This window comes from Gilliamella sp. B3464, assembly GCF_026536145.1.
Taxonomy (GTDB): domain Bacteria; phylum Pseudomonadota; class Gammaproteobacteria; order Enterobacterales; family Orbaceae; genus Gilliamella.
The window spans coordinates 128,822-147,276 of sequence record NZ_JAFNOQ010000006.1; the positions used below are offsets into that span (position 1 = coordinate 128,822).

General features: G+C 36.7%; 8 protein-coding genes. 5 read left to right on the top strand and 3 right to left on the bottom strand.

Annotated elements, in window-relative coordinates; translation table 11 throughout:
• Positions 1–32 precede the first annotated feature (32 nt).
• Positions 33–650 carry a 4'-phosphopantetheinyl transferase family protein gene (locus J3U57_RS08665; RefSeq protein WP_267358454.1) on the bottom strand — a complete coding sequence of 206 codons (618 nt, stop codon included), beginning with the start codon at positions 648–650 and terminating at the stop codon, positions 33–35.
• Positions 651–747: 97 nt separating this feature from the next.
• On the opposite strand from J3U57_RS08665, the gene metC reads away from it, so the two are divergent.
• Positions 748–1,965, top strand: coding sequence for a cystathionine beta-lyase (gene metC / locus J3U57_RS08670; RefSeq protein ID WP_267344391.1), 1,218 nt, complete (start codon positions 748–750; stop codon positions 1,963–1,965).
• 32 nt (positions 1,966–1,997) lie between these two features.
• Entirely contained in the window at positions 1,998–3,284 is a 1,287-nt protein-coding gene (gene tilS / locus J3U57_RS08675) for a tRNA lysidine(34) synthetase TilS (RefSeq protein ID WP_416379672.1), read from the top strand.
• Between the two features lie 84 nt (positions 3,285–3,368).
• Here tilS and J3U57_RS08680 read toward each other — a convergent pair whose 3' ends face one another.
• Positions 3,369–5,558, bottom strand: coding sequence for a heavy metal translocating P-type ATPase (locus tag J3U57_RS08680; RefSeq protein WP_267344387.1), 2,190 nt, complete (start codon positions 5,556–5,558; stop codon positions 3,369–3,371).
• Between the two features lie 198 nt (positions 5,559–5,756).
• Between J3U57_RS08680 and J3U57_RS08685 the strand changes: the two genes are divergently transcribed.
• Entirely contained in the window at positions 5,757–6,077 is a 321-nt protein-coding gene (locus J3U57_RS08685) for a winged helix-turn-helix transcriptional regulator (protein ID WP_267344441.1), read from the top strand.
• A gap of 83 nt (positions 6,078–6,160) precedes the next feature.
• Here the strand turns inward: J3U57_RS08685 and suhB are convergent, their stop codons facing one another.
• Complete coding sequence (gene suhB, locus J3U57_RS08690; protein ID WP_267333946.1) at positions 6,161–6,964, bottom strand: inositol-1-monophosphatase; 804 nt, start codon at positions 6,962–6,964, stop codon at positions 6,161–6,163.
• Positions 6,965–7,424: 460 nt separating this feature from the next.
• On the opposite strand from suhB, the gene J3U57_RS08695 reads away from it, so the two are divergent.
• Positions 7,425–9,125, top strand: a complete 1,701-nt coding sequence (locus tag J3U57_RS08695; protein ID WP_267344386.1) for a ShlB/FhaC/HecB family hemolysin secretion/activation protein — start codon at positions 7,425–7,427, stop codon at positions 9,123–9,125.
• Positions 9,126–9,230: 105 nt separating this feature from the next.
• Positions 9,231–18,455 (top strand): hemagglutinin repeat-containing protein (locus tag J3U57_RS08700; RefSeq protein ID WP_267344385.1); only part of this gene is annotated, 9,225 nt, incomplete at its 3' end.

Here is an 18,455-nt window from a genome sequence, read left to right on the forward strand (position 1 = left end):
TGTTACCCTAAAAGGGTAACAGATTATAATAATTAGGATTTTACAACAATATTGGTAATAGGATTATCACAATTAACCGCAAGATGAACGCCTGACAGCTGTTGATAATGAAAATAGAAATGCTGTCCAAAAGGGGCGCAAATAGAGTGACGTTCTAAATTAACATTGACTGATTTTATTTGCCAAACGCCTTTAGCATAAAGTTTTAATGCCGATTCTTTCAATGTCCAAAGCTGCCAAAAAGCTAATAATGTATCTTCTTGGTTAATCATCCATTGGTACTCTTCATCAGCAAAACAATGTTTAGCGACATTTAGGTAATTTTTTCGCGGCCTGTCTACCTCAATATCGACGCCCACCTTTCCTGACAATGCAACCGCTACAGCAACCCAATCCCCACTATGACTAATATTAAAATCAGGAAACGAGCAATCTAAAAAACGAGGTCGACTATTATCGCCAATGACCATTTCGGGTAAAATATCGACACTATAATGTTGTTTGAGTAACTGCGCTAAGATTGAACGACAAACTAAAAATTGCCTTTTACGTTGGCCATGCAATTTATTTGCATAATCAACAATTTGCTTAGGTAATAACGAAAAATCGATGATTGCATGATTTAGGTTAGCCAGTTGAGTTATTAGCATTATCAGAAAACAACTATTCATAAAAATTATTTTTTACTATTTTAACAGCATGCTATGCTAACTGTTATTAAAATTTATCCCTAACCTAGGATTGATCATGTCATTACCAACAAAATTAGTTCATGCAGGACGAAAACAACGCTATACCCAAGGTGCAGTAAATACCGTTATTCAACGAGCCTCTTCATTGGTGTTTGATACTCTTGCAGCCAAAAAAGAAGCGGCAGAAAATCGTACAAATGGTGCACTATTTTATGGACGACGTGGCACATTAACCCACTTTGCTCTGCAAGATGCCATGATTGAAATTGAAGGTGGAGCAGGTTGCTATCTTTACCCTTGCGGTGCTGCTGCCATTGCTAATACGATTCTAGCTTTTGTCAAAACTGGGGATCATATCTTAGTATCCGAGGCAAGTTATGAGCCAACCCAAGAATTTTGTGAACATATTTTAAAAGATATGGGGGTTGAAACTGATTACTTTTCCCCTTTAATTGGCCGTTATATTACCAACCATATCAAACCTAATACCAAAGTGGTATTTTTAGAGTCACCAAGTTCAATCACTATGGAAGTTCAAGACATACCGGCAATTGTTAAGGCCATTCGAAGTGTTAATCCTGAAATCACCATTATGATCGATAATACATGGGGGGCTGGGATATTATTCAAAGCATTAGAACATGGTATTGATATCTCAATTCAATCAGGCACTAAATATCTTATTGGGCACTCAGATGGCATGTTAGGGACTGCTGTTGCCAATGAGAGATGTTGGGATAGATTACGAGAACGTTCTTATTTAATGGGACAAATGTGCGATGCCGATACGGCCTATATGGCGGCGCGTGGATTACGTACCTTAGCGGTGAGACTTAAACAACATCATGAAAATGGCTTAAAAGTTGCTAAATGGCTTGCTGGTCACCCGAAAGTGGCAACCGTTAATCACCCTGCACTTGAAAGTTGCAAAGGACATGAATTTTTCAAACGTGATTTTAGTGGTGCAAGTGGTTTATTTTCGTTTGTTCTCAAAGACCGCTTAACCGACATACAATTAGCTGATTTTTTAGATCATTTAAACCATTTTACCATGGCGTATTCATGGGGAGGATTTGAATCATTAATTTTAGCAAACCAACCTGAAGAATTAGCAAAAATTAGACCGGTATCAGGTGTCGACTTTACTGGCACATTAATTCGTCTGCATATTGGTCTTGAAGATCCTAACGATTTAATTGCCGATTTAGCTGCTGGTTTAGATAGAATAAAACTTGATAAAATCAAAACTACTGCGCTAACAAGCTTAATATAATTCACTGTAATATGAACAATATACATAACCCAATGCTTGATGACGTAATAAAACAAACCGTTTTACATCATTTAAAAGGCAGTAATGCACTACTGGTGGCTTTCAGTGGTGGCGTCGATTCGACGGTATTACTGCATGTATTGGTAATGTTGAAAAAACAGCTTTTACCCAATTTACAAATTAGGGCTATTTATATTCATCATGGTTTAAGTCAAAATGCCGATAACTGGGCAAACCATTGTGTACAACAATGTCAAACATGGCAAGTACCTATAATTATTGAAAAAGTGAAGCTTGATGATATGAACAAGAATATCGAAGAACAAGCTAGAGAGGCCCGCTATCAAGCAATTCATCATCACTTAAAAAGTGACGAAATGCTCTGCACAGCCCAACATCTTGATGATCAGTGCGAAACCTTTTTATTAGCCTTAAAGCGAGGTAGTGGTCCTGCTGGGCTCTCTGCTATGCCCATCGAAAATGGACAACATCTTCGCCCATTATTATCGATATCACGCAAACAGATAGAAACTTATGCGAATCAAAATCAACTAACTTGGATAGAAGATGAAAGTAATCAAGATGACCATTACGATCGCAATTTTTTACGTTTAAATGTTTTACCAATTATCAATCAACGTTGGCCACATTTTCCGCAAATGGTCGCTCGAAGTGCCGAGTTATGCCAACAACAAGAAGCCTTAATTAACGAGCTATTACTGTCCGAGTATCAACAAGTGATCACCGTTCAAGGTCAGCTATGCTTAAAACCCTTGTTTGATTATAGCGAATATAAACGCAATGCTATTTTACGAATGTGGCTTCGGCAACAACAAGTTATCATGCCAAGCCAAAAACAACTCACGCTAATTTGGCAAACTGTTGCGCAAGCGAAAGACGATGCCAATCCACAATTTATTTTGCATAATAAACAAATCCGCCGTTACCAAAACCAACTCTACCTGTTGCCACTATATCAAAATATTGAACAACACGTGCTTAAATGGGATTTATCGTCATCGTTAGTCTTACCTGATCATATTGGTGAATTACACGCCAATAATAAGCACAACTTAAATTGCCGCTTACCTCGTGCCGACGAAGATGTAACTGTACGCTTTCATGCACAAGGACAGCTAAAAATTGTCAATCGTCAGGGTTCAAGAGCAATCAAAAAATTATGGCAAGAGCACCATATTCCACCTTGGATGCGAACCCGCATTCCTTTAGTTTATTATAATGAACAGATAATTTGTGCCGTCGGCGTATTTATTACTGAACAAGGAAAAGGATCGCAAATCCATTTTAGTTTGACGTAAATGGTCAATATGCAGACAAACAAACCTATTGCCAGAAAATGACCCGATTAGGCGGTATAAACGACCGCCTTAATTCAACGACCGTTATTGGTTATCGGCTCTCGCTTTCCAACGTTTAAGCAGTAATGCATTTGTTACCACACTAACGCTACTTAAAGCCATGGCAGCACCTGCAATCATTGGATTTAAAAATCCTAAAGCAGCTAATGGAATGCCAATTAAATTATAGAAAAACGCCCAAAACAGGTTTTGTTTTATCTTATTATATGTTCGACGCGAAATATCAATGGCATCAGCAATAAGGTACAAATTACCACGCATTAATGTAATACTCGCCGTATGCATAGCAACATCGGTGCCCGTTCCCATAGCAATGCCAATATCTGCGGCTGCCAATGCAGGGGCATCATTAATACCATCGCCGACCATGGCAACTAAATTATTGTGCTCACTATGGCTCTCTTTTTGTAATTGATAAATATAGTTTGCTTTATCTTGCGGTAAAACTTCAGCAATCACTTTATCTAAACGCAACTGCTGCCCGACATAATTAGCCGCTTGCTGATTATCGCCAGTTAACATAACACTGGTAACATGCAATTGATGTAATGCTTCAATTGCATTTTTGGCTTCAGGTTTAATGACATCAGAAAAACCAAATAAAGCCAAAATTACGACCTGATTTTCTGATTGTTGTTTAGCCAAAAATGAAATAGTGTAACCTTTACCGGTAAGCTCATTGATTTTATCATCCATATTCACAAAATAGGCATTTAACGATTTCATCCAGCGTAAACTACCTAAATAGTATTCGGTATTATCAATCATTGCCATAATCCCTGAACCAGCTACTGAGGTAATATTCTGTGCATAATTATAGTGCTTAGCTTTAGATAACATCGCTTTAGCTAAAGGATGTTCACTCCCCGCTTGCATTGATGCCGCAATTGATAAAATCTGCTCGGGTGTTTCAGTACCGACGACGTCAATTTCCACTAATTCAGGTTTACCTACTGTTAACGTACCGGTTTTATCAAATGCGATCGTATTAATATTGTGCAGCGTTTCTAACGCTTCGGCATCTTTAATTAAAATCCCCTGACGAGCCGCTGCTCCCGTTCCCACCATAATCGCAGTAGGTGTTGCCAATCCTAAAGCACATGGACACGCAATAACCAATACGGCAACGGCATGAAGCAAGGCTTGTTGCCAATCATGATAAATTACTCCCCAAAACAGCAAGGTTACCAACGCAATAACCAAAATCACCGGTACAAAAATCGCACTGATACGATCTACAATTCGCTGGATTGGTGCTTTTTTAGCTTGGGCTGATTCAACCATATTTATAATTTTTGAAAGCATTGAGTCAGCTTGAATTGCGGTAGTTTTCACTATCAGCAACCCTTCACCATTAATTGTCCCCCCAGTAACAATATCATTAATGGATTTAGTTACAGGAAAGCTTTCCCCTGTTAACATCGACTCATCACTACTGGATGAACCTTCAATAACAATACCATCAACAGCAATACGTTCACCGGGTTTAATCACCACAATATCATTTACTTTTACCTGGTCGATAGGTACATTCACTTCTTGGTTACCTTGCCTGACTAATGCCATCTCTGGTCGTAACGCTGAAAGAGCTTCAATTGCTTGGGTTGTTTGATGCTTCGCTCTTAACTCTAACCACTTACCAATCAAAATTAAGGTAATAATCACCACTGATGATTCAAAGTAGAGGTGATCATAATGACCACTAATAAGCTGATATAACGACAAGCCATAAGCGGCACTGGTACCAATTGCGACTAATAAATCCATATTACCGGTTAATGCTTTTAACGCATTAAACCCACTACGATAAAATTTACCACCTAGTCCAAATTGCACAATCGAAGCAAGAATAAATTGCAACCAAGCAGGTAGCATCAAATTAATGTCAAACGGTTCAAGTAACATAGGGATGACAAAAGGTACAGACAAGATAATAGACAAAACAATAGGCCAAAGTGAAGCTTGCTTATCAACATCTTTATGGTGCATTTGTTGATCAGTAATTTTTACCGCATGATATCCGGCATTGTCCACAGCTGACATGAGTGTGTCTAACTTAACATTCGAATTTGCATTAACGGTTGCTTTTTCAGTCGCAAGATTCACACTAACATCAATGACACCATCAATCTTTCTCAGCGCCTTTTCAACTCGACTAACACATGATGCACAGCTCATATCCTCAACAAAAAAATGGTATTCGACAGTTTTCATTTAACACATCCCTTAATTTTTGGTGTGGTACATATTGTAGTATTAATTATCCTTTTAACAAGAATGCACTTTTTTGATATATACTACCCAAAAAGATACTATCAAGATAATTAAGTGAAAAATAAATCAATCAATAAAAGCTGCTGTGAAAACAAACATCAAACAATAACCTATTGCCCTGTTGATGCCACCATCAATATGATTGGTGGTAAATATAAATCGCTCATATTATGGAAACTTATGGCTAAAACTACCTTAAGATTTTCTCAGTTACGTAAGGAAATCCCTACGGCTACAGCTAAAATGCTAACCCAACAACTACGCGAACTTGAATCTAATGGCTTAATTCATCGACAAGTTTTTCCAGTGGTACCACCTAAAGTTGAATATTCTTTAACAAACTTTGGCAAAAGCATTAGACCAGTACTTGAATCAATGTATATATGGGGCAGTGACTATTTAAACAATCAAGGTTTACACGTTAATTGTTCAATGACGTCATTAGATGACGCAAAATAACGAAAATGACTCTTTGTAGTTGATGACTAGTATAAAGCAAAATGCAAGGCTACAACCCTGCATTTCGAATAAAGAAAGTACAATTAATTACGCAAATTTTCTGGCCAATCGTTTTGGGTCGAAACTAACAAATCTTTGACCACACGAGGATTACCCGCCACAATATTGCCCGAAACCATATAATTATTGCCACCAGCAAAATCGGTGATAACGCCACCTGCTTCACGTAAAATTAACTCGCCTGCGGCAATATCCCAAGGTTTTAAGCCAATTTCAAAAAAGCCATCTAAACGGCCTGCTGCTACATAAGCTAAATCTAACGCGGCAGACCCACTACGGCGAAAATCACCACATCTTACAAATAATTTTTGCAATACCGCAAAATAACTATCACTATATTGTTTAACTTTAAATGGGAAGGCCGTTGCGAGCACACTACCCTCAAGGTCTTTAGCATTGCTAACACGAATACGATACCCATTAAGCTGTGCACCTTTACCTCGCGCCGCGGTAAACAGCTCATTACTCATAGGATTATATACAACGGCAATTTCTGTTTTACCTTTAACTCGAGCCGCAATAGAAACTGCAAAATGTGGGATATTTTTAATAAAATTGGTCGTACCATCAATTGGGTCAATTATCCACTGCGTATCGGCATCACTACCTTTAGCTAAACCACTTTCTTCAGCAATAATCGTATGATCAGGATACGCTTTTTTGATTGTTTCAATAATAAGTGATTCAGCAGCACGATCTGCATTAGTGGCAAAATCGTTAGCACCTTTAGTATCAATTTCGATTGAACTTGGGTTTTCATAAGCCTTAATGGCAACATTACCTGCTTTACGAGCAGCACGAATAGCAATATTAAGCATCGGATGCATAAATTTTTTTCCAATTGATGATGTTAAAGAACGGAGTGTTTTAGTAAAACTCTATAGAGTGATACCAATAATGACGGCATAGTATAAAGGTTTTGCCGCTTTATTGCCAGAATATGTTAGGGTTGATAAATAAAATATTAAAAATCACAAATTTTAATGCTAGCGTGAAATGTGAGGAAGGATGTGATATAAAATCCAAAAGTTCCCAACGAAAAGCATTTTTATTTCGATTAACAATCCCTTTTCAACTCCAATAACAAACGCATTATTTAACTTTTTATTTATTGGTTTGATTTAAATTCAGGACTTTATATCTCAATCAACTTATCAATATTTACATAAAAATTACAGTAAAATCACAAACATTTACACAGAATTTACAACTTGTGTATACATATCAGTTATTACCCATTAGTATGCCAAACATGGTTTTATGTGTCTATTTTGTAGCGTTGTGATTATGTGTTTTTCTGTAAAAAATCTTGTATTAACGGCAGTCATTACTATTTCGCCGTCTTGTTTATTATTCGCCGAGCCGCCACCGACAAAAGTCATTAGTGATGAGCAGCTTATTCATCAACAAGAGCGAGACAAAGCTCTACAAGAAACATTGACACCCGCCACTCCCGATATCCGTTTATTACCGCCATCAACCCACACAGGTGAACTTAATTTTCCCACTGAATCATTATGTTTTGTTATCAATCAAGTGCAGTTACTTGAGCGGGATAAATTACCCTGGTTTATTCCCTTAAATAAATTAGCGAAACAAGCTGAGCACCACTGCTTAGGCTCTGAGGGTATAAATTTATTGATGAAAGCAATACAAGACAGACTCATTAGCTATGGTTATATCACCACGCGAGTGGTGGCACCGGAACAAGATTTGGCAAGTGGTAAGTTGCAACTATTATTGGTTGAAGGTAAAACCCGGCATATTTATTACAGTGATGATAGTAATAACTATGCCCAGCTTTATACAGCTATGCCAGCACGGGAAAATCATCTTCTAAATTTACGGGATATAGAGCAAGGACTTGAAAATTTACAACGATTACCGACAGTGAGTGCTCAAATGAAGTTAGTGCCGGGTGATAAACCGGGCGAAAGCGATATTGTTATTAGTCGCAAACAGAGCAAGATGTGGAGATTGGGATTGTCGGTTGATGATTCAGGGACTAAAACAACAGGGCGAGACCAAGGCGGGGTGACATTTTACTTAGATAATCCCTTATCGCTCAGTGATTCCTTTTATGCCTCAGGTGGGCATGATATTAATGGAAAAGGTAAATATGGCTCACGCAACTATTTACTGTCTTATTCAATTCCGTTTGGTTATTGGTCGTTAAGTGCATCTTTATCGGGCAATAAATATCATCAAAATGTAGCAGGTGAAAATCAGGATTACCAGTACAGTGGTCGCAGCCGCAATGCCAATATACAACTGAGTTATGTGCTGCATCGAAATGAATCACAAAAGACCACATTAAGTTATGGCCTAATGTTACGCCAATCACATAACTATGTCGATAATACCGAGATTGAAATCCAACAACGAAAAACCACAAGCTGGCAATTGGGCATTGCTCACCGGCATTATATTGACAATATTACCATCGATGCGGGTGTTACTTACCAAAAAGGGGTTCGTTGGTTTAATGCAAAAAAAGCGCCGGAAGAGTACAACCCGGAAGATAACAGCAGCGCCTTGTCAGATATTTTCTCAGTTAACTTTTCTACCAATGTCCCTTTCACCTTAGGTGAACAGCACTTTCGCTATCGTTTAGATTATCAGGGGCAATATACGCGTGGCTCACACTTAACTTCACCGGACCAGTTTTCGATTGGTGGGCGCTGGAGTGTTCGGGGCTTTGATGGGGAGTTAACATTAAGAGCGGACCGCGGTTGGTATCTTCGTAATGAATTAGCCTGGCAAGTTCCCTTTAATCATGAAACCTATTTAGGTCTTGATACCGGTGAAGTATCGGGTGGTAAAAGTGAGTATCTGCTAGGGCGGCATTTAACCGGTGGCGTATTGGGATTTCGGGGAAACAATTATGGTTTTTACTATGACCTGTTTGCCGGCATGCCAATTCGCAAACCGAAAGGTTTTCAAACCAATCCGCTGGCATTAGGCTTTAGTGTGATGTGGAATTATTAGGTTGAATAACAAGATGTACGTTGTGTTATGTGTATAACTAATGGTGAATAAATAAAAAATATAAATATAAATATAAAAATGAAGATAAGGAATAAGGAATAGATTATGAATAAGCGCTTATACCGAATAATTTTTAACAAAAAACGTAATATGCAAATGGTGGTTGCTGACATTTCGAAAACAGCAAATGGTCAGGCAAAAACCACCACAGATACGCAACAAACAGCGATTGAATCTATTTTTGCAACGCTAAAACCGATAAGCTTATTCGTGTCTATTTCGCTGGGTTTTGTCACGCTGACTTCGCCGGTTTATGGCAGTCAAATAGTGGCGGATAATCAGGCGGGCCGCCACCAACAACCGATAGTGATATCAGCGGCAAATGGTGTGACACAAGTCAACATTCAAACCCCGAACAATAAAGGATTATCGCATAACAAATACAGTCAATTTGATGTATCACAGCAAGGTGCGATATTAAATAACAGCAGTAAAATCAGCCAAACACAAATTGCGGGTTATGTACAAGGTAATGAACTATTAAATAAAACCGGACCGGCAAAAATCATATTAAACGAAGTCAATTCACGTAATCCCAGCCAATTAAACGGGGTGGTTGAAGTTGCCGGTCAAAAAGCCGAGGTCATTATTGCTAACCCTTCCGGTATCACCTGTAATGGTTGTGGTTTTATTAATGCCAGTCGAGGGACACTCACCACCGGTAAACCGATTATCAATAATGGTGAAATAAATGGTTACCAGGTTGAACAAGGGCACATAACGGTAACCGGTAAAGGGCTTGACAGTTCTGGGCAAAACTATACCGATTTGATAGCACGTACGGTATCGATTAACTCGGCAATATGGGCCAATGAAGCGAATGTGATCACCGGTCGTAATCAGGTCAGTTACGATACACAAACTATCACCCCACTGGATAACGCTACTGACAACAAACCGGAAGTCTCGATTGATGTTTCACAGCTTGGTGGAATGTATGCCAATAGTATTCGTATGATTGGTACCGAAAAAGGGGTGGGTGTGCATAATGCCGGTGAACTCGGTGCCAGTGCCGGCAGTATTGTTATCAGTGCTGATGGTAAAATCACCAATCAAGGTGCAATTCAGGCTCAACAAAGTATTAATATCAATAGTGTGCAAGATATTAATAACCAGAATCAAATTTACAGCAAACAAAATATTAAATTAAAAAGTGAACAAACTATTGTTAATGATGGCTCTTTAATTGCTCAAAATAATATTACACTTGACGCTAACAAAATAAATAGTAGTAAAAAGAGTCGTGTTGTGTCTGGTGTCAACGATCAAGGAAAACTAACTAATTCGGGAACTATTTTTGCATCAGCCAATAATATTAATTTTAATGGTAAAAATAGCGCAAGTGAAAAACTTTTATTAAACGCAAAAGAAGCTTTAAATCTCGATAATAGCCAAACATATGCTAATCGTATTGAATTGTTTAGCAACAGCCTTTCACTTAAAGCTGCACAGCTGCAAACAGAACAGCAACTTGATGTAATTAATTCAAACAGCATAGATACATCTAATTCAACGATTATCACTAAAAAAGGGATCACATTCTCCAGTGGTTCAATTATTAATGAAAATAGCCAATTAATATCAGAAAGCGACATAACTTTTACTGCTAATGATATTAAAGGTAACGATTCTAAACTCGCAACAAATCAAAAAATTACTATGCACGCAGCAGATATTGCAATGCAAAATGCGAATTTAAGTGCTAAAGGTGCTATTTCTTTATCTGCAGATCAAATCAATGCTAATAAACTTCAGCTTATTACTGAGCAAGAGCTCGATATTGGCGCTCAAAATTTATTCACTAATCAAGCCAATATACAGGCAAAAAAAGCGATTAATATTAAATCCAATAATTATTTCGCCGATTTCCTTCAATTAATCACTGAACAATCTTTATCTTTAAACAGTCATTATTTACAGCTAAATAATTCCCAGCTAAATGTGTTGGGTGATATTAATGTTGATAGTCACGAATTACAAAGTGGTAGTTCACTATGGTTAGCAGGTAAAAATATTACAGTTAAATCGGACTCTATTAATAATCAATCAAGTCAACAAAAAGCAACTGGAACAATAAATTATCAATTTAATCAATTAAATAACAATAACTCAACATTAATTGGTCAATCTTTAACATTTTCAGGCAATAGCTTATATAACCAAAATGCAAAATGGCAAAGTGGTAGCAATATTAATATTCTTGCAACAAAATTGTTTGATAACAAAACGAGCATAATGTTATCGCAAGATCAATTAAATATTGATACACAAGAGATGGTTAATGATGAGGCAGAACTTTTTGCTGGTGGAAATTTAACCCTTCGTACGACTAAATTATTAAGTAACAATAGTGTTATACAGTCAGATCAAGCAATCACTTTGACGGCAACTGAACAACTTGTTGCGAACGCTGCAAATCTATATTCTCAAAAGTACATGCAAATTAACAGTCAGAATATTGACTTAACTAAAGCAAATGTTGGTGCTAAAGGTGACATAGCAATTATAGGAAAACAACAAACTTATAATAATGCTGAAATATTATCAACTGGCCAAATTCAATTTAATGCAACAACTCTCCAAGCCAATAATGCAACGATAAAAGCAGAAAAAGAGTTAACGATTGATGCAAAACAATTTGCAGCGTTTAACGCCGCTCAGCTAGTTACTAATCAAAAATTAACGATTGACGCAGAACAAATTGAAAGCGCTAATTCGGCCATGTATGCGAAAAGTGGCATGAAAGTGCAGACTACTCAACTGAATAATCAAAACGCCAAATGGAGCAGCGAGGGAACAATTAGTTTAACCGCGCAGCAAATTAATAATCAAAAAACAACGCTACAATCCGGGCAATTAAATATCGAAACAGAGCAACTTGATAATAGCGATGCAATAATATTATCTGATGGTGGTTTAGTTATTAATGCTAAAGATATAGACAATACTTCGGCGCAAATACAAACTAAATCTGGTATTAAAATTAATGCAGATAATACACTAAAAAATGCTAATGCGACATTGATTACTGATGGTGCTATTGATGTTACAACAGACAATTTTATTAACACTAATGCAAAATTTTGGGCAGACCAATTTATTAATATTCATGCCAGTGATGTTAATAATGAACATAGCGTTATTTTATCTAATGATAAGATTGAATTAACGGCTACTAGTGTCAATAATCAAAACAGTGAAATTAAAGCTAAGCAAGCTATTAATATTAAAACTAATGAGCTAGCAAGTGATAATGCTCAATATGTAAGTGGAGGCAATTTAGATTTAAACAGCCAAAACTTGTCACTTAACCAAGCCAAACTTTCCAGTAAAGGTGATATCAATATTGATACTAAGCAGTTAATGAGTGACACTGCAGAATATGTTACAGAAGGTAATTTTACGCTAAAAAGCCAAATTGCATCGCTTAATCAAGCTAAAATAACAAGCAAAGGTAATCTAAATATTGATAATCAACAGGCATTGAATATCAAAAAAGCAGTACTAACGTCGTTGCAATATTTAGGTGTGAAATCTGGCACAATTACGGGTTCTGAATCATCAATAAATAGTGTTGGCAACCTTGATATTTCAACGACAGAATTGATTGATAATAATGCAACATTAATAAGTGATAATGATATCAATATTTATGCTGATAAGCTTAATACTGAATCAACAGAACTCGGTGCTCAAGGTAAAATTAACGTTAATGCGCATACTCTTAAAAATAGCAATGCGAAATGGGTTGCTAATCAAGATATGATTATTAATAGTGAACAAATTGATAATGCCGGCAGCCAAATGGGGAGTGGGCAATCACTGACTATCAATACAAAGCAATTAGATAATCGAAAAGCGATGTTAAGTAGTAAAGGAAATATCAACATCACGAGTGAAAATGTTGATAATACTGCCTCAAAATTATTTAGCAATCAATCTATCAACATAAATAGTCATTACCTTACCAATAAAGAAGCGGTACTAAAATCTGATGATTCAATGACGATTAATAGTCCAGAATTTGACAATAGTGATGCCATTTTAGTTGCCGAAAAAGCAATTACAGTAATCAGTGATAATCTTAAGAATAATAATGCGACAATACAATCACAAGCGCAAATAACCTTAAAAGCCAACCAATTTGATAATCAATCGGCATTACTATTATCGGGGCTAAAAGGAATAACAATTGATGCAGGTACGCTGAATAATCAACAGGCGAAATTATTTACAAAAGGCGATTTAGCGATTAATGCACAAGACTTGATGAATCAATATGCTAAATTAGTTAGTGAAAAATCACTTACTATTAAAGCCAATCAATTCAATAACCAAAATAGTGAATTACAAGCAAAAGCTTCGGTTAATATTGATGCGACAACAATCAATAATCAGCAAGCTAAAATGGATTCAGAACAAGATATTATTTTAAATGCTGCCAATAATATCGATAATAGCGCTGCCAGCATGACAGCTAATGGCTTGATTAATCTTAAAGCATCAAATAATATCAATAACAGCTATGCTAACTTGTTATCTAATAATGGTATTTTATTAGAAGCCGTAAATTTATATAATCAAGCAGCTACATTAAAAACTAATGGGCTCATAAGCATAAAAGCACAAAGTATGGATAATCAGCAATCAGATTATTTAGCAGAAAATATTATGCTTGAAAGTAACCATTTAAATAATCAATTCGCAAAATTAAATGCTAGTCATTACCTTATTATTAACGCAAAAGATTTTGACAATAGTAAAGCAAGTTTACTTGCTGATAGTATTTATTTAAAAACACAATCATTTCATGGTGATGGTGTAATTAAAAGTCAAAATGAGTTATCGCTTGATTTAGATGAAAGTTTTATTAATGAAAATGAAATAACCACCAATGGTCATCTGTCTATTCGTACGCAAAAAGACATTATTAATAAAAATAAAATGACTGCTGGCCGACAAATTTCATTAGAAAGTAAGCAATTAATTAACGAAAAACAATCAGAAATTAGCGCTGGTTATTTAGCACTCAATCATCAAACCATTAATAATTATGGTTTAATTAATGGTGACACAACAGTCATTCGCACCAATGTATTAGATAACTTAGAAAGTGGGCGAATATATGCTGATAATTTAGCAATAAAAGCTTCAATACTTAATAATCGTGCACAAAATGGTGTGGCACCGGTGATTGCTGCTCGGCAAAATTTTCATTTAGGCGTTAATACTTTAAATAATTATACTCACGCTCAGTTACTCAGCTTAGGCAATTTTATTATTGGTGGTGATCTTGATGAGAATTTAAATGTGACAGGTAATGCAGATGTCATCAACAATCACTCGGCAAATATTGAGTCTCATGGCGATTTATATATTAATGCTAATGCAATTAATAACATTAATGATCATATCATAACCGAAATGCGCAAAAGTGATGAAGCCCCAGAAATGGAGGAGTATTTTATCGCTGGCGGTAGACTTGAAAAGTATTCACCTGATGAGATTTTATATCGTATCAGAAGTACACACTTCAGAGGGAAAAGGCCTCAATCATACGGTTGTGAAAAGCACGATAAGGGCTGTTGGTATTTATGGAAAGACATTCCCGAGTACTTAAGACCGACTGGTGCTTTATCAAGAATTCAAATTAAAAAAGATGGTTATACAAGTACAAATTCTTGGCATTACAAAATCATTAAAACAAAATATCGCACTGTAGTACTGGAAACAGATCCTGGTAAAATCACGGCTGCAAATAATATAGTCATTAAGGGGCAAATATTAAATAATCAGGATAGTAAAATTGTAGCCGGTAAAACCGTTAATATTAATGTGCAACAATTAAATAATTATTCACAAGAAACTATTTCAAAATATGTGTATTCGGGCAATAAAATAGAGCATTGGAAAAATGACACAAAAGATTATAGAGCCACCTCTACCCCTTATGATAAACCTGATGAAATATTCAATGATGATAGTTTAAATTCTAATATTTTAGATCATAAAATCTTTGAGCAAACTGAATTAAAAGAGGTACCTCGTGAAACAGTTAAGGTAGAAAATACCCCGACGCCAATTACAGTGAACAATGACATTAAAGAGGTCGCTACAAAGCCTGTACAACCAATACACAATACTGATATTAAACTAACCCCGAATGATAAGAAAGTTGACAAAATATCGAATATTGCAGTACCTACAAATAAATTTGATAATGTAACGGCTATTAGTCAAAAACCTGATAATAATTTACAAGATATTATTACTGATCATATAAACAACAATACAGCGGATAAAACACCAATCAAAGAGCCAGAATCCGCTCAAGCTGATAGCATAATGGCTCCAATCAAAACTATTAGTACATATGATCCAACTATTACCCTGCCTGATAATAGTTTATGGATTGTCAATAAATATAATCCAAGTTATATCGTTGAAACCGATCCACGTTTTACGCAACGTAAAAAGTGGCTGAGTTCTGACTATATGCTTAATCGCTTAAAAGTGGATCCAAACTCAATCCAAAAACGATTAGGTGATGGTTATTACGAACAGCAACTTATTCGTGAGCAGATTATTGGCTTAACAGGTAATCGCTATCTTCAGGGTTATCGTTCAGATCTTGAACAATATCAGGCATTAATGGATGCAGGGATAAGTTTTGCTAATCAATATGGAATTGTACCGGGTGTTGAACTATCGGCAGAGCAGATGAGAGCCATAACCACCGATATGATCTTGTTAATGAAAAAAACCATTACCGTTGATGGTGAAAACATCGATGTGTTGGTTCCACAAGTCTATATTGTTAATCGAACACAGCTAGGTACTGATGGTGCACTTATTTCAGGCGAAAATGTATTTATAAAAGGTGAACAGCTTGACAATAAAGGTTTAATACAGGCAAAAGAAAATGTTTTATTAAATGGATACAATGTCAACAATACCGGTTCTATTTACGGTAATAAAGTTGGGGTAACGGCTGAAAATGATATTACCAATTATGGTAAGTTGGTGGGGGATAAATTAGTTTACTTATCAGCAGATAATGATATTAATTTATTATCCAGCACAAGAACCCAAACAAAAGCAAGAAATTCACTGACCAATATTGATAAAACCAGCATTATTCAGGTAAATGACGGCAATATAATAATCGATGCAGGACATGACATTAAATCCCAGGCTGGCTGGATAATTAACAGTGGCGAACAAGGCACAACCTGGTTACAAGCGGGCCATGATGTCCAATTTACCACAGCTGACATTGAAGAAAAATTTGATTACCGAAGAAAAAAAGATTATCGCATCACAGATGAAAAAAGCGTGGTTGGCACCGGAATAAGTGCGGCCAATAATGTAAATATTATTGCAGGTAATAACATCAATGCCAAAACAGTCGATATTGAAGCGGGGAATCGATTAAATCTAATTGCAGACAATGATATTGAAATAGGCTCTTCAACCGAAACCGCCTTTTTAGATGAATTTCATAAAACTAAATCAAAAGGGTTTTTAAACAAAACCACAAGTACATCACACACCGTAATTGATAACACGACTCAAAAAGGGAGTATGCTCAATGGTGATAGTGTGACTATTAGTGCTGGCAATAATTTAACCGTAACCGGTAGTCAGGTAGTTGGTACCCATGATGTCAATCTCTATGCCGATAAAGATATTACGGTTAATGCCGCAGAAGAGTCATATTACCGAAAAGAAGAAACAAAAAAGAAAAAATCAGGGTTAATGAGCAGTGGTGGTCTTGGTGTTACCGTTGGTAAAGAGAAAGAGTCACTAAAACAAACCGATACCGAACAAGCTTATGTCGGTAGTGTCGTTGGCAGTACCGACGGCAGTGTCAATATTCATGCAGGCAAAAATATTAACGTTGAAGGCAGTGATATTATTGCTAAGCAAAATATTAAAATGCAAGGTGAAAATGTCAATATTGAAGCGTTAGATGCCAAAACTACCCATAAAGAAGAGTATAAATATCAAAAAACAGGGGTGACCGTTGCTGTTTCGGGTACAGCCAGTAACATATACAACGCAACTCAAACACTACAACAAGCCAAACAGCAAACCAATGATAAAACCAAAGCATTAATGGAAATTAAAGCGGGCTTACAAGCGGGTAATGCGGCGTTAGAAACAGGAGCAAATTTACAAGATGGTGTGCCTGAGGCTTCGGTGGGCATTAATATTAGCCTTGGCAGTGAAAAAACCAAACGTACGGTTAATCAAGAACAACATACCGTGGTTAGCTCATCGGTTGCAGCGGGGCGTGATGTCTCTATCATTGCAACAGGCAATGGTGAAAGCAATAGTGGTGATATAAATGTCATTGGCAGTCAAGTACAAGCAGGTCGTAATGCAACCATTAACGCTAATCATGATATTAATATTATCGGCCAAGAAAACACGTTTAAAACCGATACTAAAGAAAAAAGTAGCAGTGGTTCGGTAAGTGTCGGGTATAACTTTGGTGGTCAAAAGAATGGTTTTAATATATCAGCCAGCGGCAGTCAAAGTAAATCTCGAGAAAAAGGGAATGGAACAGACTGGACAGAAAGTGTTATAGAAGCCGGCAATAAGCTAACGATGATAACAGGCAATGATGCCAATATTAATGCTGGCCAGATAAAAGGCGACAGCGTTATTGCCGATATTGGTCATGACCTGAATATTACCTCACAACAAGATAGTGACGAATATCATATGAAAAACAGCTCAAGCTCAGTAGGCGGCAGTTTTTCACTTGGCGGTACAAGCAGTATTAATGCGGCTAATTCTACCTCCAAAATGGACAGCAACTGGAAAAGTGTTACAGACCAGTCAGGCATATTTGCAGGTAAAGGTGGGTATGATATTAAAGTTGGTAATAATACTGACTTAAAAGGGGCGGTGATTGCATCGGAAGCGGAAGATACCGGTAAAAACAAACTTGATACGGGCACAATTAGCTTTACTGATATCGAAAATAAAGCGGATTATAAAGTCAGCAGCAGCAGTGTTGGCGTCAGCACCATTGGCATGCCATCAATGCCAGCCGGTTATAATAAAAAAGACAATGAACAATCGATAACGCATTCAGCGGTGTCCCAAGGCACCATCATCATCCGCAATGAGAATGAACAAAAGCAGGATATCAATGAGTTAAGTCGGGATACTGAGCATGCCAGTAATGAACTTAAGCATATCTTTGATAAAGAAAAAGAACAAAGCAAAATAGACCAAACCCGGTTAGTGAGTGAAATT